The organism is Acidimicrobiales bacterium (assembly GCA_016716005.1).
Taxonomy (GTDB): Bacteria; Actinomycetota; Acidimicrobiia; order Acidimicrobiales; family JADJXE01; genus JADJXE01.
In genome coordinates this window covers 453,753-475,591 of sequence record JADJXE010000001.1, presented here as the reverse complement: position 1 = coordinate 475,591, position 21,839 = coordinate 453,753, and the positions used below count along the sequence as shown (strand labels likewise).

The window sequence follows — 21,839 nt, the reverse complement described above, 5'->3', positions numbered from 1 at the left end:
CCTTGGATCTGCCATGGGTCTGCTCCTCCTCCCGATCATGCTCGGCCTGATGTACGTGCTCCTCGTCCTCCCGCAGCAGCGGAGGGTCAAGGCTCACCAGGCCCTCGTCTCCGCCCTCGACGTGGGTGACGAGGTCATGACCACCGCCGGCCTCTACGGCCGCATCACCGGCTTCGACGGCGACATCGCGCACCTCGAGGTCGCCGACGGCGTCGAGGTGCGGGTGGCCAGGGGCGCCATCGGCAAGCGGGTGGAGCCCGTCGCCGCCACGCCTGACGCGGCGCCGGCCGCCGTCGCCGCCGACGACCCGCCCGAGCTCGGTGAGGGAGCCGACGAGGCCGAGGCCCGCTAGGCCGTGCGTCGCGCCAACTGGATCTCCCTCATCGGGATCTTCGTCGTCGCGTTCGGCGGCCTGGCCCTCACGCTGGTCGCCGGCAACAGCCCGCAGCTCGGCCTCGACCTGCAGGGCGGGGCGTCGGTGGTGCTCCAGCCCAAGGAGCAGGTGCCGTCCGACGTCCTCGACCAGACGATCTCGATCATCCGCAACCGGGTCGACGCCCTCGGGGTGGCCGAGCCCGACATCACCCGCCAGGGCAACTCCGTGCTGGTGCAGCTGCCCGGCGTGAGGGACCAGCAGCGCGCCCTCGACCTGGTGGGCCAGACCGCCGAGCTGCGCTTCCGGCCGGTGCTCCAGCCGGTCCCGCCCGACGAGTCCACGCCGGTGCAGACGGTCCCGCCGGTGTCGACCACCGTCGCGGGCGACACGTCGACCACCGTCGCCGACGCCACGGCCACCAGCGCGCCCGGCACCACCGTGGCCCCGGCCACCACGGCTCCTCCGGTGGGGTCCGGCGAGCGGGGCGTGCCCCGCCAGGCACCCGACACCACCGCGCCGCCGGCCACCACCGCCGAGCCCACCACCACGGCCACGACCGCTGCGGGCGACACCGCCGCCACCACCTCACCCGGCATCACCGTCCCCACGACGCCTCGCGACGACGACGTGGCCGACCAGGTGGTCGTGCTGCCCCAGCTCGACGAGAACGGCGACGTCGTCTCCCGTCTCCAGCTCGGTCCGGCCGCGCTCACCGGCAGCGGCGTGTCGTCGGCCAGGGCCACCTTCGAGCAGGGCGAGTGGCTGGTGCGCGTCGAGTTCACCGGCGACGGCATCGACGCCTTCAACGCCCTCGCCGCCCAGTGCTACCAGGCCTCCGACCCGACGGTGTGCCCGTCCGGCCAGATCGCCATCACCCTCGACGGCGAGGTGCAGTCGGCGCCCACCGTGCAGGCGCCGGAGTTCCAGCGCGACCAGGTGCAGATCTCGGGCTCGTTCGACGAGCAGAGCGCCAAGGACCTCGCGCTGGTGCTCCGCTACGGCGCCTTACCCGTGCAGCTCGAGCCCCAGACGGTGCAGACCGTGTCGGCCACGCTGGGCAAGGACTCGCTCCACGCCGGCATCATCGCGGGTCTGGTCGGCCTCCTGCTGGTCATCGCCTACATGACCCTGTACTACCGGTGGCTCGGCCCGGTCGTGCTGCTCGGGCTCATGGTGAGCGGCTCGCTGCTCTACACGATCATCGCCTTCCTCGGCGAGACCCAGGGGCTGGCGCTCACGCTGGCCGGCGTCACGGGCATCATCGTGTCGATCGGCGTCACCGTCGACTCCTACGTCGTGTACTTCGAGCGCCTGAAGGACGACGTCCGCTCGGGCAAGTCGATGCGCTCCTCGGCCGAGCGGGGCTTCTCCAACGCCTACCGCACCATCCTCGCCGCCGACGGGGCCTCCCTCATCGGCGCGGTGCTGCTCTACCTGCTCACCGTCGGGTCGGTGCGGGGCTTCGCCTTCTTCCTCGGGTTGGCGACGCTGCTCGACATGATCGTCGCCTACTTCTACACACGCCCCATGGTGATCCTGCTCAGCCGCACCAAGCGGTTCTCGGGCACCCACGTCATGGGTGTGACCTCCGGCGAGGCCGCGGTCTCCGCCGGCCGCGCCCCCGTGGGAGCCGCCCGATGAGCTCGATCCGGCACCGCCTGTACCACGGCGAGACGAACATCGACTTCGTCGGCCGCCGGCGCGTCGGCTTCGCCATCTCCGGCGCGCTGATCCTGATCAGCCTGCTGTCGCTGTTCACGCGCGGGCTCAACCTGGGCATGGACTTCGAGGGCGGCGTGGCGTGGGAGCTCCCCGTCGGCGAGGCCACGGTCGACGGCGCCCGTGTGGTGATGGACGACGCCGGGATCCCGGGTGCGTCGATCCAGACGCTGCGCGGCTCCGAGGGCGAACGCATCAGGGTGCGCGTCGGTCCGCAGGCCATCGAGGTGCAGCGCAGCGTGAGCCAGGCGCTGGCCGACGAGGCCGGTGTCGACGTCGACCAGGTCAGCCTCAACTCGGTCGGGCCGTCGTGGGGTCAGGAGGTCACCGACAAGGCCGTCCGGGCCCTGGTGTTCTTCCTGCTCGCCATCGCGCTGTACATCTCGCTGCGGTTCGAGTGGCGCATGGCGGTGGCCGCCCTGGTCGCGGTGGTGCACGACGTGCTGATCAGCGTGGGGATCTACTCGGTGTTCGGGTTCGAGGTCACCCCGGCCACCGTCATCGCGTTCCTCACCATCCTCGGCTTCTCCCTCTACGACACCATCGTGGTGTTCGACAAGGTGCACGAGAACAGTCGGCGGATCGGCTCGACCGGCCGGGCGACGTACAGCGACGTCGTCAACCTGTCGATGAACCAGGTGCTGATGCGCTCCATCAACACCAGCCTGGCGGCGGTGCTGCCGGTGCTGTCGCTCCTGGTCGTGGGCTCGTGGATGCTGGGTGCCGTCGCCCTCGAAGACTTCGCCATCGCCTTGCTGGTCGGCCTGGTCACCGGCTCGTACTCGTCGATCTTCATCGCCACGCCCATCCTGGCCCTGCTCAAGGAGCGAGAGCCCCGCTACGCGGCGCTGCGGAAGCGGGCCGGGGCCACGTCGCCCCGCGCCGAGCGGGCCCCCGCGCTGGTGGGGGCGGCGGGTGAGAGCGATGCCGGCGTCACCGAGGACGAGCCGGCCACCGACGCCGCGGCCGAGCGGGCCGCGGCCCCGCGGTCCGGCGGTGGCCGCCCGGGGGCGACGACCACGCCGATCCCGCCACGGCCCCGCAAGAAGAAGCGTCGCTGACCCTCCCCACGCGGGCGGCCCGGGGCGCCGGCAGCCCCGCGTGCGGCGGTACCGTGGGGGGATGATCGTGCGGGTGGTGCCCGGGGCCTGCCGGGGACCGGTGAGGTAGCCGGCCGGTGGCGACGGTCGATCGCGTCCTGCCCTGGCGCCGGCACACGGTCACCGCCGACGAGGTCACCCCGCTGGTGAACGCCTATCGCACGCGCCATCCGCGGGCGAACCCGGCGCTGATCGTGCGGGCGTACGAGGCGGCGGCGGTGGCCCACGAGGGCCAGGTCCGCAAGTCGGGCGAGCACTACATCCAGCACCCCCTCTCGGTGGCGCGCATCGTGGCCGACCTGGGCCTCGACGACATCACCGTGGCGGCGGCGCTGCTGCACGACGCCGTCGAGGACACGGGCCTGCAGCTGGCCGACGTGGAGGCCGACTTCGGCCACGAGGTGGCCGAGATCGTCGACGGCGTCACCAAGCTCGACCGCGTGCGCTTCGAGTCGAAGGAGGCGCAGCAGGCCGCCACCATGCGCAAGATGCTGGTGGCGATGGCGAAGGACCTCCGGGTCCTGCTCATCAAGCTGGCCGACCGCCTCCACAACATGCGCACCCTGGCCGGCCTGCCGGAGTGGAAGCAGCGCCGCACGGCCCAGGAGACGCTCGACATCTACGCGCCGCTGGCGCACCGCCTCGGCATGCAGGAGATGAAGCAGGAGCTCGAGGACCTGGCGTTCGCGGCCCTGCACCCCAAGCGCTACGCCGAGATCGACCACATGGTGGCGTTCCGCACGCCCGAGCGCGAGCTCTACCTGGCCACCGTGCGGGAGGAGGTGCAGGCCCACCTGGCCGAGCTACGGATCAACGCTCAGGTGACGGGCCGCCCGAAGCACCTCTGGAGCATCTACGAGAAGATGGTTGTGAAGGGCAAGGAGTTCTCCGACATCTTCGACCTGGTGGGCATCCGGGTGGTCGTCGACTCCGTGAAGGACTGCTACGCCGCGCTGGGCTCGATCCACGCCACCTGGAAGCCGGTGCAGGGGCGGTTCAAGGACTACATCGCGATGCCCAAGTTCAACCTGTACCAGAGCCTGCACACCACCGTGATCGGGCCGGAGGGCAAGCCGCTCGAGGTGCAGATCCGCACGCGCGAGATGCACGGCCGGGCCGAGTTCGGGGTGGCCGCGCACTGGAGCTACAAGGAGCGCCACCCGTCCTCGGACATCCCGTGGCTCAACCGGATCGTCGACTGGCAGCAGGAGACGGCCGACCCGGCGGAGTTCATGGAGAGCCTGCGGATCGACCTCGACCAGGACGAGGTGTTCGCCTTCACCCCGAAGGGCGACGTGATCTCCCTGCCGTCGGGGGCGACGCCGATCGACTTCGCCTACGGGGTGCACACCGAGGTGGGCCACGCGTGCATCGGCGCCCGGGTCAACGGGCGGCTGGTGCCGCTCGACTCGCAGCTGACGTCGGGCGATACGGTCGAGATCTTCACGTCGAAGGTCGAGGGGGCCGGCCCGTCCCGCGACTGGCTGAAGGTGGTCGCCACCCCGAGGGCCCGCAACAAGATCCGCCAGTGGTTCTCGCGGGAGCGCCGCGAGGACGCCATCGAGAGCGGCCGCGAGGAGCTGGTGCGGGCCCTGCGGCGCGAGGGGCTGCCGGTGCAGAAGCTGGCCGGCTCCGACACCATGAAGGGCGTCGCCGCCGACCTCGGCTTCACCGACCTCGAGGGGCTGCACGCCGCCATCGGCGCCAACCGGATCTCGGCCAAGGCCGTGTCCGACCGGGTGGCCCGCGCCCTGCGCGAGGGCGAGCAGGACGAGGTGCTGCCCAGCACCGTCCACCCGAAGCGACGGCCGAGCAAGCGCCAGAAGTCGGTGAGCGTGCACGTCGAGGGGCTCGACGACCTGATGGTTCGGCTGTCCCGGTGCTGCACGCCGGTGCCCGGCGACCCGATCCTGGGGTTCGTCACCCGGGGCCGCGGGGTGTCGGTGCACCGGGCCGACTGTGCCAACGCCATCTCGCTGTCGACCGACCAGGCCGACCGGCTCATCGAGGTCGACTGGGACTCCGACGGCGGCGGGGTGTTCGTGGCCGCCATCGAGGTGAAGGCCCTCGACCGGTCACGGCTGCTGCGCGACGTCTCGAACGCCCTCAGCGACCAGCACGTCAACATCATCTCGTGCTCCACGCACACCGGCTCCGACCGGGTCTCGCGGATGCGCTTCGAGTTCGAGCTGGCCGACCCGTCGCACCTCGACTCGGTGATCGGCACGATCAAGCAGATCGACAGCGTCTACGACGCCTATCGCGTGTTGCCCGGCCGCGGCTGACCGGGCGTGTGCCGAGGCCAGGGGTGCTTCACGCGACAACCGGCGCCACGCGACTAGGTGCCGGGAGCCGCGCATCCAGCGCCCGGGCGCCGCTGGCGGCGTCCCCGGGCCCGCCCGGCACCCACCACCAACACGTGTCGAGATGGCCCAGCCGGCGACCACCAACCAGGCCGCCGGGCCGACGGTGGCCGAGCTCGAGCGCAGCTTCCGCCTGTCGCTCCAGGCCGCCGACAAGGCCACCAGCACCGTCGCCGTGCCGCCGTCACCCAGCTGGCCGGGTTCCTGGCCGACCGGGGCATGCCCACCGTGCTTGCCGGCGTGCGCCGCGAACACGTCGAGGCGTACCTCGTCGACCTGCTCGACCGGCGCTCGGCCACCACCGCCAAGACCCGCGAGCAGCCGGTGCCGATCATCGCCGCCGACGACCTCCGCCGCCTACTGGCCACCGTCGACGGAACCGGGTTCGCGGAGCGCCGCGACGCCGCCATCATCCGGCTGTTCATCGACTCGGGGATGCGCCGGGCGGAGATGGCCGGGCTCCGCCTGGGCGACGTCGACCTCGAGCTGCGCGTCGCGGTGGTGCTCGGCAAGGGCCGGCGCGGCCGCTCCGCCCCGTTCGGCACCAAGACCGCCCGGGTGGTCGACCGGTACCTGCGGGCCCGCCGGGCCCACTCGCACGGCCGTCCCCCGGACGGCGGCGCAGCCGGGGGACGTCGGCCCGATGTGGACCGCACTCCCCGATCGGGCCGACCGATGGGCCATAGTGCATCATCGTCCGCGGCCCGGCCACCGGGAAGGTTCCTGACTGAACGTGCGAATCGAACTGGAGCAGCTCCGCGCGGCGCAAGATGTCGTCTATCGCCACTTCCGTGCGACCCCGCAGTATGCGTGGCCCCTCCTCCGGGAGGCCTTGGGCGTCGAGGTGGTCGTGAAGCACGAGAACTGCACGCCGACGGGTGCCTTCAAGGTCCGTGGCGGTCTCGTCTACGTCGACCGCCTGACGCGCGAGCGCCCTGGCGTGGGAGGTGTCGCCTCGGCCACGACCGGCAACCACGGCCAGAGCCTCGCGTACGCGGGCCGCGCCTTCGGAGTGCGCGTGACGATCGTGGTGCCTGAGGGCAACAGCGTCGAGAAGAACGCGGCCATGCGCGGCTTCGGTGCTGAGCTGATCGTGCACGGGGAGGACTTCCAGTCCGCACGGGAGCACAGCGCCGTCCTTGCGCGTGAGCGCGGCTACGAGCTCGTCCCGCCGTACCATCCCGATCTCGTGCTCGGCGTCGCCACGTACGCACACGAGCTGTTCTCGGCTGCGGGCCACCTCGATGCCGTGCTGGTCCCCATCGGCATGGGCTCGGGCATCAACGCGGTGATCGGCGTGCGTGACCTGATGGGGCTCGACACCGAGGTCATCGGCGTCACTGCCGTCGGCGCCCCCGCAACGGCGAGGTCCTTCGCTGCCCGAAAGGTGATCGCCACACCGAGCATCGACACCTTCATCGACGGCGTCGCCACCCGCCAACCCGACCCCTCTGCGCTCGATGGCATCCTCGGAGGTGCGTCGCGCATCGTCGAGATCACCGACGCCGACGCCGGCGCAGCAATGCGCCTCGCCTACCGCTGCACGCACCACCTCCCTTGCCCTGCCGGGGCGTTGGGGCTTGCTGCCCTCATGGGGGAGCGGGACCGGTGGCGGGGAAGGCGCGTCGGCGTCGTGTTCACGAGCTCGAATCTCGACACCGCGCTCGCCGCACGCGTCCTCGCCGGCTGAGCCCGGTCAGCCACCCACGCCTGAGACCACCTGTGGGAGAACCGCGAGAGCGGCAGCCTGAGGGCAGCTCAGAGCGCACGGCGGTCCACTGCGTGGCCCCGGTCGCCATGACGAGCACCGTCTGACCCGAGCTCGACGGGGTGGGGGCGTGATGGCCGTTGACGGCCCCGTACGCCACCGAGCGATCGACTCGGCAACGAGCTACAGCCCGCCAGTCGAGGCGGGACTCTCGAGAACCTGACGGCACAGCGACGTGGCGTTCTCCGCGCTCGAGCCCGCGAGTGCGGCCGACGACGACCCGGTCCGCGCCGGACGGTTGGCGTTGCAGGAACGGGGCGCGTGTGTTCGACTCCGCCCGTGTCCGGCAACGTGGTACTCGTGCACGGCGCGTGGTCGAGCCCATCGGACTGGCACTGGGTCCGCGATCTCCTGATCGAACACGGCGTGAGGTCGACGTGCCGGATCTGGCCTCGCACCGGGTGCCGGGAGCCACCCACGCCGATGATGTCGACCAGGTCTCCCAGCTCCTGGCCGCCGCACCGGGCCCGGTCGTCGTGGCCGGATGGTCCTACGGCGGTTCCGTGTTGACCGACCTCGATGTCAGCACCCTGGACATCCAACGACTGATCTACGTGGCAGCGGTACCGGGCGTGCCACCGGCGGACCCGGTCGGTGATGCCCCCCCTGTGGAGCTCGACTTGAGCCATCTCCTCTTCAGCGACGACGGCACCGTCGTGCTCGACAACGACTGGTTCGTGACCTCTGACCCGGTCATGGACACCCTGCCGCCAGAGGTGGTCGAACACTTCCGGACGCACCCACGACGACCGCTGCCCGTGGACGCCGCGCTGGCACCGCCGGTACGCACGGCCTGGCGCGAGGTCGCCACCACCGTGATCCTGGGTCGTGCCGACCCGTTATGCCCCGAGCCACGCCAGGAATGGGTCAAGCACGTCGTCGAAGACACCAGGATCGTCGACAGCGACCACTTCATCCCGTTCCGTCGGCCCGATCTCGTCGCCGGCATCATCCTCGAGGCACTCGCCCCCTGAGCTGCACGACGCGGCCTGGTCCCGGGTGCAGCTCGTCGTGTCATCGCCGGTGTCGCCGACCGGGGGCGCCGATATCTGGGTTACCTGGGGCAGCATTGCTGGGGCGGTGACGGTCGTGGCCGTCAACTGGTTGCGGCAAGAGGGCTACGAACGCCGGACCGCGACAACGACCGCAACCGTGACGAGGACCGTGACGAGAGGAGGGCGGCAGACCGTCGAGATCCGGAGGGTGTGTCAGAGCGGGTGACCGTCGCGGCCGCACAGGGTCCGGGGCGGTTGAGAGAGCCGACTGGTCCGAGCCCTGAGTGCCGTTGGGCCCTGGCGAGTGCCCGACGCGCCTGATTGACTGGCTGCCGGCAGCCAGTTTCGCGCAGGAGCCGACAGTGCTCTTCTACGACCGAGTGAACGCCACAGTTCCCGACGGCATCGAGCACTACACCGCCCATGTCATCGGTGGCGGGTTGGCAGGTCTCGCGGCGGCGGCCTTCTTGGCCACCGATGCCCACATGCCTGCGGCCAACATCACCGTCTACGAGGACCTGCCCACCCTGGGCGGCTCGATGGATGGAACCGGTGATGCGGTCACTGGGTACGTCAACCGCGGCGAACGCGAGCTCGAAGCCCACATGGAGTGCCTGTGGTACCTGTTCAGTAAGGTCCCATCTCTCAAACGGCCCGGGCGGACGGTCCTCGACGAGACCCGTGCGTTCAACTGCCGCGAGCCGATCTCGTCGCATTGGCGCGTCATCGAAAAGCGGGGTCTCAAGGCCGAGTACGAGTCGCTGAGGCTTCCCAACGATGCCTTGCGAGCGCTGCTTCGTCTGTTGGTCAGGCCGGAGACAGAGATGCAGGACACGTCCATGCGTGACTGCTTCTCCCCGAGCTTCTTCGAGTCCAACTTCTGGCAGCTGTTCTCGAGCATGCTCTCCTTCGACGACTATCACAGCGCGATCGAGGTCCGTCGTTACATGCTCAGGTTCCTGCACCTCGCGCAGGCGATGCCGCGCCTGGAAGGGATCTTGCACACCGAGTACAACGAGTTCGATGCCCTCATCCGCCCCCTGATCGTCTGGCTGCAGGACCTGGGCGTGCGCTTCGAGCTCAGCACGCGGGTCGTTGACATGGCGGTCGAGACGAAGGACGGCGAGACGACCGTCGTGGGGCTCACCGTGCAGTCGCCGCAGGGACGCTCGGAGATCGTCCTCACCGCCGAGGACTTCGTGATCTTCACCAACGGCTCTCTGACCCAGAACACCACCTACGGTGACAACGAGACTGCCGTCACATGGAACCTCGACCGTCAGGAGCGAGGTCTCTTCACCCTGTGGGAGAAGCTGGCCGCCCTCGACCCGAAGTTCGGGCGACCCGAGAAGTTCATCAGCTGGCCCGAGAAGACCCGCTGGACATCGTTCTTCGTCACCGTGGTCGACTATCCCGGCTTTGCCGATCACATCGAGAAGGTGAGCGGCGACAAGCGAGGCAACGGCGGCGCGGTGACGGTCAAGGACTCAAGCTGGGGCCTCGGTTTCATGCTGCACTCCAAGCCCTTCTACCCCAACCAGCCCGACAACGTCGATCTGTTCTGGGGGTACGGGCTTCGGGGAAACCGTGTTGGTGACTTCGTGAAGAAGCCGATGGTGGACTGCACCGGCAACGAGATCTTGACCGAGTTCCTCTACCACCTCGGACTCGAGGACAGCATCGACGACTTCACCGCCCACGCCAAAGCGTCGTTGGCCGGGATGCCGTACATCACCAGCCAGTTCATGCCCCGCGCGATGGGTGACCGTCCCAGAGTGATCCCCGACGGCTGCGTCAACCTCGGCTTCGTCGGCCAGTTCGTCGAGGTCGATGGTGACTGCGTGTTCACCGTCGAAACCTCAGTGCGGACCGCCATGGAAGCGGTCTACGGCCTGCTGAAGTTGGACAAGCCCATCATCCCGGTGTCGCCCACCCGGTACGACATACGCCATCTTGCCGCCACTGTCAGGGCCCTACTGGACCTCGACACGCTCCACCTCAAGGACCTCCTCCTCCGGCTGCTCGTTCCAGCCGCCCTCCACCCACACGAGTTGGTTGAGCTCGTTGAGCTCGTTGAGCTCGTCAACCGGATCCCGGAGCCCGTCGACGTGCGCCCCGGGACGTGACCGGCCCCCGGCAGGTCCCGGAGGCCTCCGCAGCAACGCGGCGACTGTCGGCGCAGCCCATCAGCTGGTTCGTTCGCTGCTGTGCGCCGACGAGCTCGCCGAGCGCTGTGGCCTGGATCGCCAACAGGTCCGGTGCCGCCCAGCCGTTCACGACCTGCTGCTGCGGTGTCGAGTCGGCGACCGGAGAGCCCGACCGGCCCGAGCCGGCCGCGCCCCACCATCGGCCCGGGGGAGGCCAGCACCCGTGACCGACGCCCGCAGCGTCAGATCGACGGTGGGTGAGCGGCCAGGACGGGGGCCCTGTCATCTGGACGGGGCTGGGCGCATCATGGTGGTGGAAGCGTGAAGTGTTGGAGGTCCAGGGCTCTGGGAGCTGCTGACATGCGAGCTCCGGTGTGGGTGCACGTGGTACTGGTGGCGGTGCTGCTGGTGGGTGCCGCTGGGTGTGGGGACGATGAGTCCGAGGTGGTGGTGCCGACCGCCGAGGCGCTGGCCTCCACGCTGGTGGAACCCGACGACTACGACGGGGACTGGTCGATCACCGCACCTCCCGAAGGCACGGAGCAAGCGCTGTCAGGCGTCGTGTCCCGCGAGCAGCAGGAGCTGCTGCCGCGTGCGGAGCTGTGCGATGACGCCAGCCCCGAGTCGCGTCAGGCCGTCGAGACGCTGCAGTGGAAGGCCTTCCGGCAGCTCGAACTCGCCGTGGAGGACCCGGTCCAGCCGCCCGACGACATGGAAGGTCACATGGTCTTCGTGCAGGAGTTCCTGACCTCGGGTGATCCTGAGGAGATCGAGGACACGTTCGGCCTGATCCGCGAGGGCATGCAGGCCTGCCTCGGCGACTTCCCCGCTGCCGGAGGGGAAGGCCCCGGCACGGCCGAGGAGATGACGGTCCCGGACGTGGGCGACGACCGCTTCGGCGTGCTCGTCTCGATGGAAGAGGGCGGCGGCGGGGCGGAGTGGCTCCTGCACGAGATGTTCGTGCGCCAAGGCCCGGTGCTGATGTTGCTGAGCGTCACCGACATCCGGGCCGGCGACGGGGTCGAGCCCTACTACTCGATCGACGACGTGGGCGCCATGCTTCAGACGGCCGTCGACAAGTTGTGATGCGCACGTGGACCAGCCCTTCATCACACTTCTTCGAAAGCAGTGGTCGCCGCTCGCAACTGATCTCGAACGCTGTATCGCTCGATGTCACGAGTAGGGCAGCGGAGCATCTGTTGGGAACTGGTTCCACCCTATTCGCCCGTGGCGGCCTCATCCGATCCCTCGGTCGAGAGGTGCTCTATGAACGTCTTGACGATCTACGCGAATTCGAACCCGCAGTCGTTCTGTAACGCTGTCCTGGATCAGTTCACAGCGGGTTTGCGTGAGGCCGGGCACTCGAGCGAGGTCGTCGACCTGTATGCGATCGGCTTCGACCCGGTGCACCGCCCGCGCGACACGCCAAGTTGGATCACCGAGAGCGTCCCGGACGACCTGCTCGACCGGATGCGCGTGCGGGAGTCCGTGCTCGAGGGGGCGGGCGGTCCGTTGCGACGTTTCGCGATGAAGCGGCTGCTCGGCGACCGCGACGCTCGCGACATCATCCGGCTGTTGCGGGAGCGTTTCCAGCCCAAGGACGTGCTCGCGCAGCAGCAGAAGGTGGCGCGTGCCCAGGCACTTGCGTTCATCGCGCCAGTCCATTTCTTGAGCTTTCCTGTCATCTTGAAAGGGTGGTTCGATCGCGTCTGGACGCCGGGTTTCGCCTACGATCTGACTGAGGAGGCCTGGCGGGGCGACATCAACGGCCGTCGGGGGCTGCTGACGCATGAGAAGGCGCTGATCATGCAGACGACCATCTGGGATGAGCGTTCATACGACACCGGGCTCCGCGAGGCCATGTGCAAGATCATCGATGAGTACACGTTGACCTATCCAGGGATCAAGCACGTTGAGCACGTGCTGTTCTACGCCGTTCACGGCGCCGACGACGACACGAGGCGCGGGTACCTCGAACGGGCCCGTGAACTCGGTCGGAACTTCTGACGGGTCGGAGCAATCTCCGTTCGCTCGAGCCGAGGTCCGCGCATCATGTCCCTCGAGAGCTTTCCAGTTCTTTCGACACCGGAGCTTCGGAGAAGAAGCCTGAGCAACCTGCTCCGCATGGGCCACTGCGCGCCCACCGTCATGCAGACGATCCTGGATGCATCCGACGCCGAGTCGACGTGGCTCGTGACCTTGACGGCGGGATTACCGGGCGGCATCGGCAACACGGGAGGCGAATGCGGAGGCCTGACGGCGCCCTTGGTTCTGCTGGGCCTGAGGAGTGGCCGGAACGACGTGGCCGACGGGCTGCCCGTGGTGGTGGACCAGGGCCACGACATGCTGCGTCGTTTCACCTCCGCGCACGGCACGACCGAATGCCGGGCGATCCGCGGCGACTCACGGCTGCCGCTCGCATGCATCGGCGTGGTGCGACAGTCACCCGAGTTGTGCGCCCGGAGCCTGGCCGTCAGCGGCATCGAAGGCATCCCGCCCGAGACGCGTCAGGCATTCCGCGAGCTCTACCTCCACTGGGTCGACCAGGGGTTCCACTGCGCGGATGCCGTCTTCGAGCAGCTGGGCCGGACGATCCCCATCCCCGCGGAAGCGCCGGACGCCGTGACCGCATTCATGGGCGGCACCCTCTTCACCGGCCGGACGTGCGGCGCCCTGACCGCAGGCGTGATGGCGCTTGGCTTGGCCGTGGGTCAGATCGAGGGCAGCCGGATCCGTGTTCTCCGAATGATCGCGACGATGGCGGTCGGCGGCAACGCGTTCGCCGACGACATGAACGCGTTCAATCGGGTCATGAACCTGGGGCACGAGTTGGCCCGATGGTTCGAGGTCGAGTTCGGAAGCACCCAGTGTCGGGCCCTCACCGGTTGTGACTTCGCCACGACGGATGGGGTACGCGACTACGTCGAAGGCGACGGCGTCTCCGCGTGCGCGGCCATGGCCCGGCGGGTCTCGTCCCGCGTCGCCGAGATGCTCGCGGACGAACCTCCGCGGCCTCAGTCGGCGACCTCGGGATCCGCTCCGCCGCCGGGTTCCTGATGGCGCTCGCGGCTTGTTCGCCGTCGTAGCTGGTGGAGGAGCCCGACCTGCACGCGGCGGTGGCGGCGGACCTGTGGAAGGAATCCTGGCCCGGGACATCGGAGGCCTAGGTCCCTGGCAACCGAACGGCCGGTCTCGCACTCTGTACGGCATGTCACGCACCCGGGAGTTCGGCTCGAGCAAGTTCCTCGGTGTCGTTGTGGGTTGCACGCTGGTGGCTGTGGCGATTGCAGGCTGTGGCGGCAGCGAAAGCGACACGGGGTCCAAGGACCGGGTCACTCTCATCGGCCCGAACGGAGAAGAGGCGAGTGTGGTGGCGGCCTGCGCGGTCGTGACCGAGGCAGAGGTCCTGTCGGTGTTCGGGGCCACCGGTCCACCTGAGGACACCGGCTCCAACTGCCACTGGGGTGGTAACGGCCCTGAGACCACGCTGAGGGTGTTCGTACGGGCGACGGCCTTCGGCGAGGACGTCAACGAGCGGCGGGCGTACTTCGCCGACAACGCGAGTGTCGAGGTGATCGACCTGCCCGACGTCGGTGACGACGCGGTGCTGCTCATCGGAACCCGCCGGTACGCGCCGGGAGCACCCGAGGTGGTCGAGGTGGACGGCATCGTGTTCCAAGTCGGGGGCCAGCGCATCCAGTTCGAGACCGGAGTCGCGCACCGCTTCGCACCCGAGAGCCCCGAGGCCGCGCAGCTGCTCGCCGTGGCCAGGGCGGCCGCCGATCGCCTCTCTGCGCCAACGGGGTGAGCCCCATCAGTCCAGACGCCGATGGTTGAGCGCTGGGCACCCGGGGTCGCCCTCGGCCGGCCCTCGCCGCCGGCCTCGCCGGCTCCTCTCCTGACGACATCGCGCCGGCCGTCCCCCTCCTCGTCGCACGGGGTGCCGGCTTCGCCACCGGGCAGGCCCTCTCGGTGAGCGGTGGACTCACGATGGCGTGACACCACGTCGGTCGGAGCCGGCTTCCCGTCGGCGCCGTGCGGGCGCACACTGGGAGACACATCCGCGAGGGGGTGCGGCGCATGCGTCGCGTGGCCGCCTGGATCGCCATGGGGGCATTGGCGGTGGTGGCGGCGCTCCCGCTGGCCACGCCGGCGCCCGCCGGGCCGGGTGCGCCCGCCGAGGAGTTCTCGGCGGCGCGGGCGATGTCGCATGTCGAGCGGGTGGCCGAGGAGCCCCATCCCATTGGGAGCCCGGCCATCGTGCGGGTGCGTCGCTACCTGACCGGCCAGCTCCGCGCGCTCGGACTCGACCCGGAGCTGCAGACGGTAACGGCCCCGGACTGGTTCGGCGGCAGCGACCGACCGGTGGCGGTCGTCAACGTGCTCGCCCGTATCGAGGGCGCCGATCCCACCGGGGCCATCGTGCTCATGGGTCACTACGACACCGTGCCCACCACGCCCGGTGCGAACGATGACGCAGCCGCCGTGGCCACGCTTCTCGAGACCGGTCGGGCCCTGCTCGCCGGTCCGCCGCTCCGCAACGACGTGATCCTGCTCTTCACCGACGGTGAGGAGCCGGCGCCGCGCTTCGGGGCGACGGCATTCGTCGAGCAGCACCGGTGGGCGCCCGATGTCGGGCTCGTCGTCAACTTCGAGGCGGTCGGCGGCTCGGGCCCCTCGACGCTGGTGGAGACCAACGGCCCGGGCCGGGCGCTGATCGGCGCGCTCGCCGACGTGTCGTCGCAGCCTGCGGCGTGGTCGTTCCTCACGGCGATCGCGGACGGCCTGGGTGGCTCCGACACGGACTTCTCGCCGTTCCGCGCCGAGGGGATCCCCGGTTACCACTTCGCCTACCTGCGGGGATCGCCGATCTACCACACGGCCCGTGACACCCCTGCCGCCGTGAGCCGCGGGAGCCTGCAGCACCACGGGGACCACGCCCTGGCCTTGACCCGCCGCTTCGGGCGTGCGGACCTGGGTGCGCTCGGTCCCTCGGGCGACGCGTCCTTCTTCACGGTGCCCGGGAGCCTCGTGATCCGCTACCCGGCGTGGTGGGTGCTGCCACTCGCGCTGCTGGCCGCCGTGGCGCTGGGCGCTGCAGTGGCCGGGGGCGCCCGGCGGGGCCTGCGCTCGGGGAGCGCCCTCGCCGCCGGCGTCGGCGTGGTCACCGTCCTGCTCCTGATCGCCGCCGTGCTGACCGTTGCCGCGTGGCGTCTGATCATCGTCATCTGGCCGTCGCCAGGCGTCGGCGCGAGCTACTTGGGCCTCGCCGTGCTCGTCGCGCTCTCCGCCGCCACGTGGTTCCTGGGCAGCAGGGCTGCGGCGCGGCGGTGGGGCGAACCCGACATCTGGTTCGGGGTGTTCGCCTGGTGGGCGGGGCTCGCTCTGCTCACCGCGATCTGGCTCCCCGGGGCGAGCTACGTCTTCGCCTGGCCCGCCCTCGTCGGCTCCCTGGCCCTGCTCGTGCCTGCCGATGGCGGGTCCGGGCCGGCTGCTGGCGTGCTCCGTCTCGTGGTGGTGGCGGGGACCGCGCTGGTGCTCGTGGTCCCGGCTCTGGACGTCCTCTTCCAGCTCGCGCAGCCCCGCCCCGGCAACCCCGGCTCGGAGATGGTCGACGTCGTGGCATTCGTGGCCGTCATGGTCGTGCTCGTCGCGGGACTCGTGGATCCACTCGTCCGTGCGGTCGCCGGGCGTGACGGCTGCGACAGCCGGCCCGACGCGGCCGGGCTCGAGCAGGCCGTCGCTCGGGGCAGCCGGTAGCCAACGGGCCGTCGACGCCCTCACCGGCTGCCGAGGGATCGTGCCGACCCACGGTCGCGGTCACGGTGGCGCTGCCAAGGTCATGGTGGAGACCACTCTCGACCTGCGCTGGTATCCGTGCACACGTCAGCACGTTCGAGCATCGGTCCGAAGCCGGCCGGCCGAGCCCCGGGTTGTGGTGCAGGCGACGGCATTCCGTCGGCCTCGTGGTTCGTTCCTGCATGGCTTCGGTCAGTCCGTGTCGGGCCACCTCCTCGAGGTCGCCGTCGATGACGCGAAGGTTGGTTTGGGTGAGGCTGTGGGAGCTCATGCCGGTGCGGCGACGCAGTCCGTTGTTCAGTCGGATGCCGCGCTGCGACGGAAAGCCGCAGCCGCCGACACGAACCCGGGGGCCCGCTGACCGAGCATGGTTCGGTGTCGCCGAGGTGCTCGTGCGCGGCGTCGCGCCGGCGTGCGCTCGCAGCCAGCGGGTGAACGACGTGGCCCTGCCGCCCTGCGTCACCCACCTGCACCCCACCTGAGCAGCCCAGACACCCCTCAATCGGGCCTCAACGCGCGTGGGACACACACGGTCTTCGACGCTCGTCACGGTCCGGTGGCGGCCGGCGGCTCGTCCATGGACGCCCGGACGTCGACGAGCGCCGTGAACGGGACGGTGATGAAGCCGCGCTGGGGGCGGTCGAGGTCGAGCGAGACGAAGAGGATGAGGACGAGGACCCCTGCGGCCAGCAGGGATGTGGCGATGCTGCGCCCGAGGAGCGCGAGGTAGAGCGCGAGGACCCCGAGGGCGAGGGCGCTGCCGAAGACCTGGAGGAGCATCACCGACGTGGGCACGCGGTTGCCGAGGGACGCCACCCGGTCGGTGTGCGTGTCGAACATCTCGTTGAGGGTCTCGATGTAGGCGCGAGGCGCCGTGCCGACCGGGTCAGCCCGCACCGCATCGCCGGCGGCCGCCCAGAGGTCGCGCTGGAGGGACTCGACGCGGGCGACGTCGGCATCGAACGCGTCGGTGAACGGCACCTGGTCGGCGAGGTCGATGGTGGCGTCGGTGTACTCCCGGAGAAGGCCGAGAGAGGCCGACCGCACGGGTTCAGCCAGCAGTTCGGCGCGCAGGTACGTGGTGCCGATGGTGTTGGCCTCCTTCACGACGAGCCCACGACGGTCCTCGTACCGGCCCACGGACATGGTGAGGCCGAAGGCCAACAGGAGGCCGACGAGACCGAGGAGGGTGCCCTGGACCACGCCCACGGATTCGTGGCTGGCGCCCGGCCGCTTGCGCAGGGTGCGGCCGATCACGATGCCTGCCGTGGCGGTGCCTCCCACGATGAGGAACAGGACGACCCCGATGGCCAGGGTGCTCATCCGGAAGAACATCGCGGGCTCGCTCTCCTGTCAGGCGGCGTGGCGGGCGGCGTCATGGTGATCTGAGGTCGAGGGTGACGGGGCGCCGCCGACCAGGTCACGCACGCGCTCTCGGCGGGCCTGCCACGTCGCCCCGAAGCGCCTCGTCGCCGATCCGGCTCGCTGCGATCGTACCGACGGTGCGGCCACGGCGAGTCCGGCTGGTGGCGGAACTCGACGAGACCGGTGAGGAGCGACGAAGCCGCCCAGCGCCCACCGCGCGGCGGACCTACCGGTGCCGATTGCCGGTACGATATCTTGTACCACTCGGAAGGGGACCAGGATGGCCATCACCGCGAGCGAAGCCCGCAAGAACCTCTTCCCGCTGATCGAGCAGGTCAACGCCGACCGCACCCCGGTCGAGATCACCTCCAAGCGCGGTGACGCCGTGCTCATGGCGATCGACGACTACCGCGCCCTCGAGGAGACGGCCCATCTCCTGCGGTCACCCGCCAACGTGCGACGACTCCTCGAGAGCTTGGACCAGGCGCGCTCCGGCGACGTGCAGGAGCATGAGCTCGACCGGTGAGGATCGTGTTCACGCCCAACGGGTGGGAGGACTACGTCTTCTGGCAGTCGTCGGACCGGGCAACGCTCAGGCGGATCAACCGGCTGCTCGACGACATCGCCCGTGATCCCTTCGATGGGATCGGCAAGCCCGAACAGCTGCGCCATGCGCTGGCCGGCGCCTGGTCCCGCCGCATCGACGAGGAGCACCGCCTCGTCCACCTGGTCGATGGCGACGACGTCGTGGTCCTGCAGGCCCGCTACCACTACGGCTGATCCCGGATCCACCGACTCGGGTCGGTGATGGCGGCTGGGCGGCCGGCGGCTGGGAGAGGCACGCCGCAGGCAGGGCTCACCCGTGCCAGGCTCAGGAGGTGACCGACTGCATGTTCTGCCAGATCGCCTCTGGCGTGGCGGCCGCCTACATCGTCGCGGAGGACGAGCGGACGGTCGCGTTCCTCGACCGTGGACAGGCCACCGTGGGTCACACGCTGGTCGTGCCGCGACTGCACGCCGCCGACATCTGGGACATCCGAGAGACTGAGGCTGCAGCCGTGATGGTGATGGCGAAGCGCGTCGCTCAGCTCTTGGACGAGAGGCTGAGCCCCGAGGGACTCAGCCTCACACAGTCGAACCGGCCGGCCGGTTGGCAGGACGTGTTCCACTTCCATCTCCACGTCATCCCCCGATGGAGGGGAGACGGCCTCGTGCCCCCGTGGCGTCCTACTCGGCCATCGGATTCGCAGTTGGCAGCAACGCTCGCTCAGCTGCGGTAGGGCTGGTCCGATCAGGAGCTTCACCCACCCATACCGCCGGATCAGCAGTCCACCGCTGCCGGACGACCACACTGCCGACAACACCCGCCGACTACGAGCTGGCCGCGACGATGTACCGCGCCTGCCGCGTTCGCAGCGAGACCGTCCGCAAGCTGATCGACTGCTTGATCGGCGTCGTCGCCGTCAGGGCCGGCGTCGAGATCCTCCACGCAGATGCAGACTTCGCGACGCTCGCACGCCACACCGACCTGCGAGTCCACTCCGCCTCTCTGCGCTGACGTCGTCCGGTTGCCGTCGCCGACCGCAGCCAGACTGGCCAGGGACCTCCCTGAACGCCATCGCCGCCTCCCGGCCCGCTGATCGGACGGCGGCAACTGGACCGTCAGCAGGACCGACGATGGTGAACCCCCACTGGTCCCATCACTGGCGCTGGGGTGGTCCCATCACTGGCGCTGGAGTGGTCCCATGCTCCTGGCGCTCAACCCGCTCAAGTGGTCCCATGCGGCTGGCGGGCGACACCGTAACGCCGGTTTATCGTCGGGGGGTGCGCGTCGTGGTGGTTCCGTGGAGCGCCCGGTGGTCGATCGAGTTCGAAGCGGTCAGGCGTGAACTCAGCGAGGCGTGCTCGTCGATTCCGGTGCGCTCGGTCGAGCATGTCGGCAGCACGTCGGTGCCGGGCCTGGCATCGAAGCCCATCCTCGACGTCGCGGTGGTCGTCGCCAGCGACGATGTCCATGCTGCGATCGCCGCGCTCGAGAGGGTGGGCTACCGCCACTTGGGGGAGCGGGGCATCCCTGATCGGCACGCGTTCTCGGCGCCAGCGCACGGGCCTGCTCGGCACGTGTACGTCACGGTCGACGGATCGCTGGCACTGCGGAACCAGCTCGCCGTGCGCGATGTCCTTCGGCGGGACCCCAACCTCCGCCGCCGTTACGGCGAGCTCAAGCTCGCACTCGCCAGCCGCGACACAGATGACATGGACGCCTACGTCGCAGCGAAGTCGCCCGTGCTCCAGGAGGTCCTGCGGGCTTCCGGACGCTTCACCGCCAGCGAACTCGAGACCATCGCCGCGTTGAACGACGTGTCAGGAAGCGGCTGATCGGGACACGTCGGACAGTCGCGCTGGGATGCCCCACAACGCCGGATGGGCGCGGTGATCGCGATCGCTGTTGGGCAGCAGCGCACTTGGCAAGAAGCGCGCTGCTGCTGGCGAGGCGGATGAGCGCGTCGAGCTCATCCGCCTTCCGGGCTCAGCGCGTCGTGACGTTGCGGGCGATCTCGTCCAGGTGCGTATCCCAAGTGCCGCAGCATCCGCCCCAGATGTCGATGTGTGGGTACTGCTCGGCGATGGCTCCCATGCGCTGGCCGAGGTCCACGGGGTCGCCGGACTCGAGGTGGCCGAGCGTGCAGAGTGAGATCTTGTCCATCGTGGCGGCGTTCGGGCGCAGGCAGCGGACCCGTTCGAACCAGTCGCCCGGCTCGATGGCCGGAAGGAACTCGAGCGGGTGCGAGCAGTTGATCCCATAGAACGCCGGGCGGTCATCGCCGCATTCGGCGTCGACGGCCTCGATCGCTTCTTTCAGGGTCGGCCCGGAGTGGAGGCGGTGGTTGCTGTCCAGCGTGAACAGGATCGATGCCGGCAACCCGGCCCGGGCCGCGGCACGGGCCACGCCGACCGCCTCAGGGACGCTGTTGAAGGTCATGGCCTCGACCAGGTCCACCTCGGCTGTTGCCAGTGTGGCGATCTGGGTCGAGTGGTACTGCTCGGCCTGCTCCGGGGTCATGCGCTGGTCGAGCGAGTATGCGTCGCCTCGTGGTCCGACGATGCCGACGAACATCAGCGCCGGCAACTGGTCGACGCACGGCCGGGCGACCTCGCGCAGGAAGTCGATGGCCCGCAGCTGCAACTCGGCGAGCGCTTCGGGCGAGTAGCCGAGCAGTCCCGCCCAGTCCGGGCTCGCTCGGTAGTCGAGGCCGCCCATCAACGCGCCGAACCCATGCTCGCAGGCGGTCTCGAGGTAGCGCTCGTACATCCCCCGCAGCTCAGTGACCGCACGGGGATCGTCGAGCAGCGGGAACAGGGCGAACTCGGGCAGTTCGAACCCGAACTTGTACATGATCTCGGTCTCCTGACCCCCCTCGGTCAGGTACCGCAGACCCTCCTGCTGCTGTGGGAACGAACCCGCCATCTCACACCCCTGTCGTCTCGCGCGAGTCTCGCCGACCGAGCCCACCGATGCCATCGATTCGGGCCCTGCCTCTGACCCACCCCGCCCTCCGAAGACGCACTCGTAAGACCCCTGCCCCCGAACGCCGGGAGCAGGGCTGATACCCGACGAAGAGGTGTGCAACCATCCGGCTGGTGATCGCGGTCGTCGCAGGGATCCCGGGCAGTGGGAAGACAACGCTCGCCCGGCGCCTCGCGCCGGAGCTCGGGTGGCCGCTCCTCTCGAAGGACGCGATCAAGGAAGCGTTGATGGACGCACTCGGCACCGGTGACCTCGGCTGGGCGAGCCAGCTGAGTCGAGCCGCCCACAGGGTGGTGTACGCGCTCGTACCGGAGCTCGCAGGGCCGGTGGTGCTCGAGGCACGCTTCCACAGGGGCGTCGCCGAATCGGATCTCGCCTCGCTCGGACAGCCCCTGGTCCAGGTGTACTGCGCATGTCCGGTCGACCTGGCCTGGAGCCGCTACCAGCAGCGGCGAGAAGACCCTGCACGGCACCCCGGGCACCTTCCCGAGCACCAAGACGACGCTGCGACGCTGGGATGGCGGACGACCGAGCCACTCCCGCTCGACCTCGACGCACCGCTGATCGAAGTGGACACCTCAACTGAGGTCGACGTGGTCGCGCTTGCTGCCCAGATCGTCAGCCTCACCAACCGAGTCTGAGCGCCAGCGGAATCCAGATCCGCAAACGGGAAGGCAT

Annotated in this window: 19 protein-coding genes; 17 read left to right on the top strand and 2 right to left on the bottom strand. The window is 69.7% G+C overall.

Annotation, left to right across the window (positions count from 1 at the left end; translation table 11 throughout):
• Positions 1-13 precede the first annotated feature (13 nt).
• The 12 genes from yajC (at position 14) to IPM45_02325 (ending at position 16,228) form a co-directional block, all read left to right on the top strand.
• Complete coding sequence (yajC, locus tag IPM45_02380; GenBank protein ID MBK9178416.1) at positions 14-352, top strand: preprotein translocase subunit YajC; 339 nt, start codon at positions 14-16, stop codon at positions 350-352.
• Between the two features lie 3 nt (positions 353-355).
• Complete coding sequence (secD, locus tag IPM45_02375; GenBank protein ID MBK9178415.1) at positions 356-2,017, top strand: protein translocase subunit SecD; 1,662 nt, start codon at positions 356-358, stop codon at positions 2,015-2,017.
• A complete protein-coding gene (gene secF / locus IPM45_02370) occupies positions 2,014-3,156 on the top strand; it encodes a protein translocase subunit SecF (GenBank protein ID MBK9178414.1) in 1,143 nt (380 codons plus the stop codon). Before secD ends, secF begins: the two co-directional genes overlap by 4 nt.
• Before the next feature lie 116 nt (positions 3,157-3,272).
• Complete coding sequence (locus IPM45_02365; GenBank protein MBK9178413.1) at positions 3,273-5,480, top strand: bifunctional (p)ppGpp synthetase/guanosine-3',5'-bis(diphosphate) 3'-pyrophosphohydrolase; 2,208 nt, start codon at positions 3,273-3,275, stop codon at positions 5,478-5,480.
• 811 nt (positions 5,481-6,291) lie between these two features.
• Entirely contained in the window at positions 6,292-7,248 is a 957-nt protein-coding gene (locus tag IPM45_02360) for a threonine dehydratase (protein ID MBK9178412.1), read from the top strand.
• Positions 7,249-7,637: 389 nt separating this feature from the next.
• Positions 7,638-8,300, top strand: a complete 663-nt coding sequence (locus IPM45_02355) for an alpha/beta hydrolase (protein MBK9178411.1) — start codon at positions 7,638-7,640, stop codon at positions 8,298-8,300.
• A 383-nt stretch (positions 8,301-8,683) separates the two neighbouring features.
• Complete coding sequence (locus IPM45_02350; protein ID MBK9178410.1) at positions 8,684-10,447, top strand: oleate hydratase; 1,764 nt, start codon at positions 8,684-8,686, stop codon at positions 10,445-10,447.
• 414 nt (positions 10,448-10,861) lie between these two features.
• Positions 10,862-11,554 (top strand): hypothetical protein, encoded by a 693-nt coding sequence (locus tag IPM45_02345; protein ID MBK9178409.1) that lies wholly within the window; start codon positions 10,862-10,864, stop codon positions 11,552-11,554.
• 180 nt (positions 11,555-11,734) lie between these two features.
• Positions 11,735-12,475: an NAD(P)H-dependent oxidoreductase gene (locus IPM45_02340; GenBank protein ID MBK9178408.1), complete on the top strand. Its 741-nt coding sequence runs from the start codon at positions 11,735-11,737 to the stop codon at positions 12,473-12,475.
• 45 nt (positions 12,476-12,520) lie between these two features.
• Positions 12,521-13,525: a C_GCAxxG_C_C family protein gene (locus IPM45_02335; protein ID MBK9178407.1), complete on the top strand. Its 1,005-nt coding sequence runs from the start codon at positions 12,521-12,523 to the stop codon at positions 13,523-13,525.
• A gap of 151 nt (positions 13,526-13,676) precedes the next feature.
• A complete protein-coding gene (locus tag IPM45_02330) occupies positions 13,677-14,276 on the top strand; it encodes a hypothetical protein (GenBank protein MBK9178406.1) in 600 nt (199 codons plus the stop codon).
• Positions 14,277-14,548: 272 nt separating this feature from the next.
• On the top strand, positions 14,549-16,228 hold the full coding sequence (locus tag IPM45_02325) for a M20/M25/M40 family metallo-hydrolase (GenBank protein ID MBK9178405.1): 1,680 nt from the start codon (positions 14,549-14,551) through the stop codon (positions 16,226-16,228).
• A 585-nt stretch (positions 16,229-16,813) separates the two neighbouring features.
• Here the strand turns inward: IPM45_02325 and IPM45_02320 are convergent.
• Positions 16,814-17,590 carry a hypothetical protein gene (locus IPM45_02320; protein MBK9178404.1) on the bottom strand — a complete coding sequence of 259 codons (777 nt, stop codon included), beginning with the start codon at positions 17,588-17,590 and terminating at the stop codon, positions 16,814-16,816.
• Between the two features lie 322 nt (positions 17,591-17,912).
• Here IPM45_02320 and IPM45_02315 point away from each other — a divergent pair, with 322 nt between their 5' ends.
• The 4 genes from IPM45_02315 (at position 17,913) to IPM45_02300 (ending at position 20,011) form a co-directional block, all read left to right on the top strand.
• Positions 17,913-18,158, top strand: coding sequence for a type II toxin-antitoxin system prevent-host-death family antitoxin (locus IPM45_02315; GenBank protein ID MBK9178403.1), 246 nt, complete (start codon positions 17,913-17,915; stop codon positions 18,156-18,158).
• Positions 18,155-18,412, top strand: a complete 258-nt coding sequence (locus tag IPM45_02310) for a Txe/YoeB family addiction module toxin (protein ID MBK9178402.1) — start codon at positions 18,155-18,157, stop codon at positions 18,410-18,412. The genes IPM45_02315 and IPM45_02310 overlap by 4 nt, the downstream gene beginning before the upstream one ends.
• Positions 18,413-18,522: 110 nt before the next feature.
• Entirely contained in the window at positions 18,523-18,912 is a 390-nt protein-coding gene (locus IPM45_02305; GenBank protein MBK9178401.1) for an HIT domain-containing protein, read from the top strand.
• Positions 18,913-19,411: 499 nt separating this feature from the next.
• On the top strand, positions 19,412-20,011 hold the full coding sequence (locus IPM45_02300) for a GrpB family protein (protein ID MBK9178400.1): 600 nt from the start codon (positions 19,412-19,414) through the stop codon (positions 20,009-20,011).
• 151 nt (positions 20,012-20,162) lie between these two features.
• Here IPM45_02300 and IPM45_02295 read toward each other — a convergent pair whose 3' ends face one another.
• Positions 20,163-21,101 carry a homocysteine S-methyltransferase family protein gene (locus tag IPM45_02295; GenBank protein ID MBK9178399.1) on the bottom strand — a complete coding sequence of 313 codons (939 nt, stop codon included), beginning with the start codon at positions 21,099-21,101 and terminating at the stop codon, positions 20,163-20,165.
• Positions 21,102-21,274: 173 nt separating this feature from the next.
• On the opposite strand from IPM45_02295, the gene IPM45_02290 reads away from it, so the two are divergent.
• Positions 21,275-21,802 (top strand): AAA family ATPase, encoded by a 528-nt coding sequence (locus IPM45_02290; GenBank protein MBK9178398.1) that lies wholly within the window; start codon positions 21,275-21,277, stop codon positions 21,800-21,802.
• Positions 21,803-21,839: the final 37 nt, after the last annotated feature.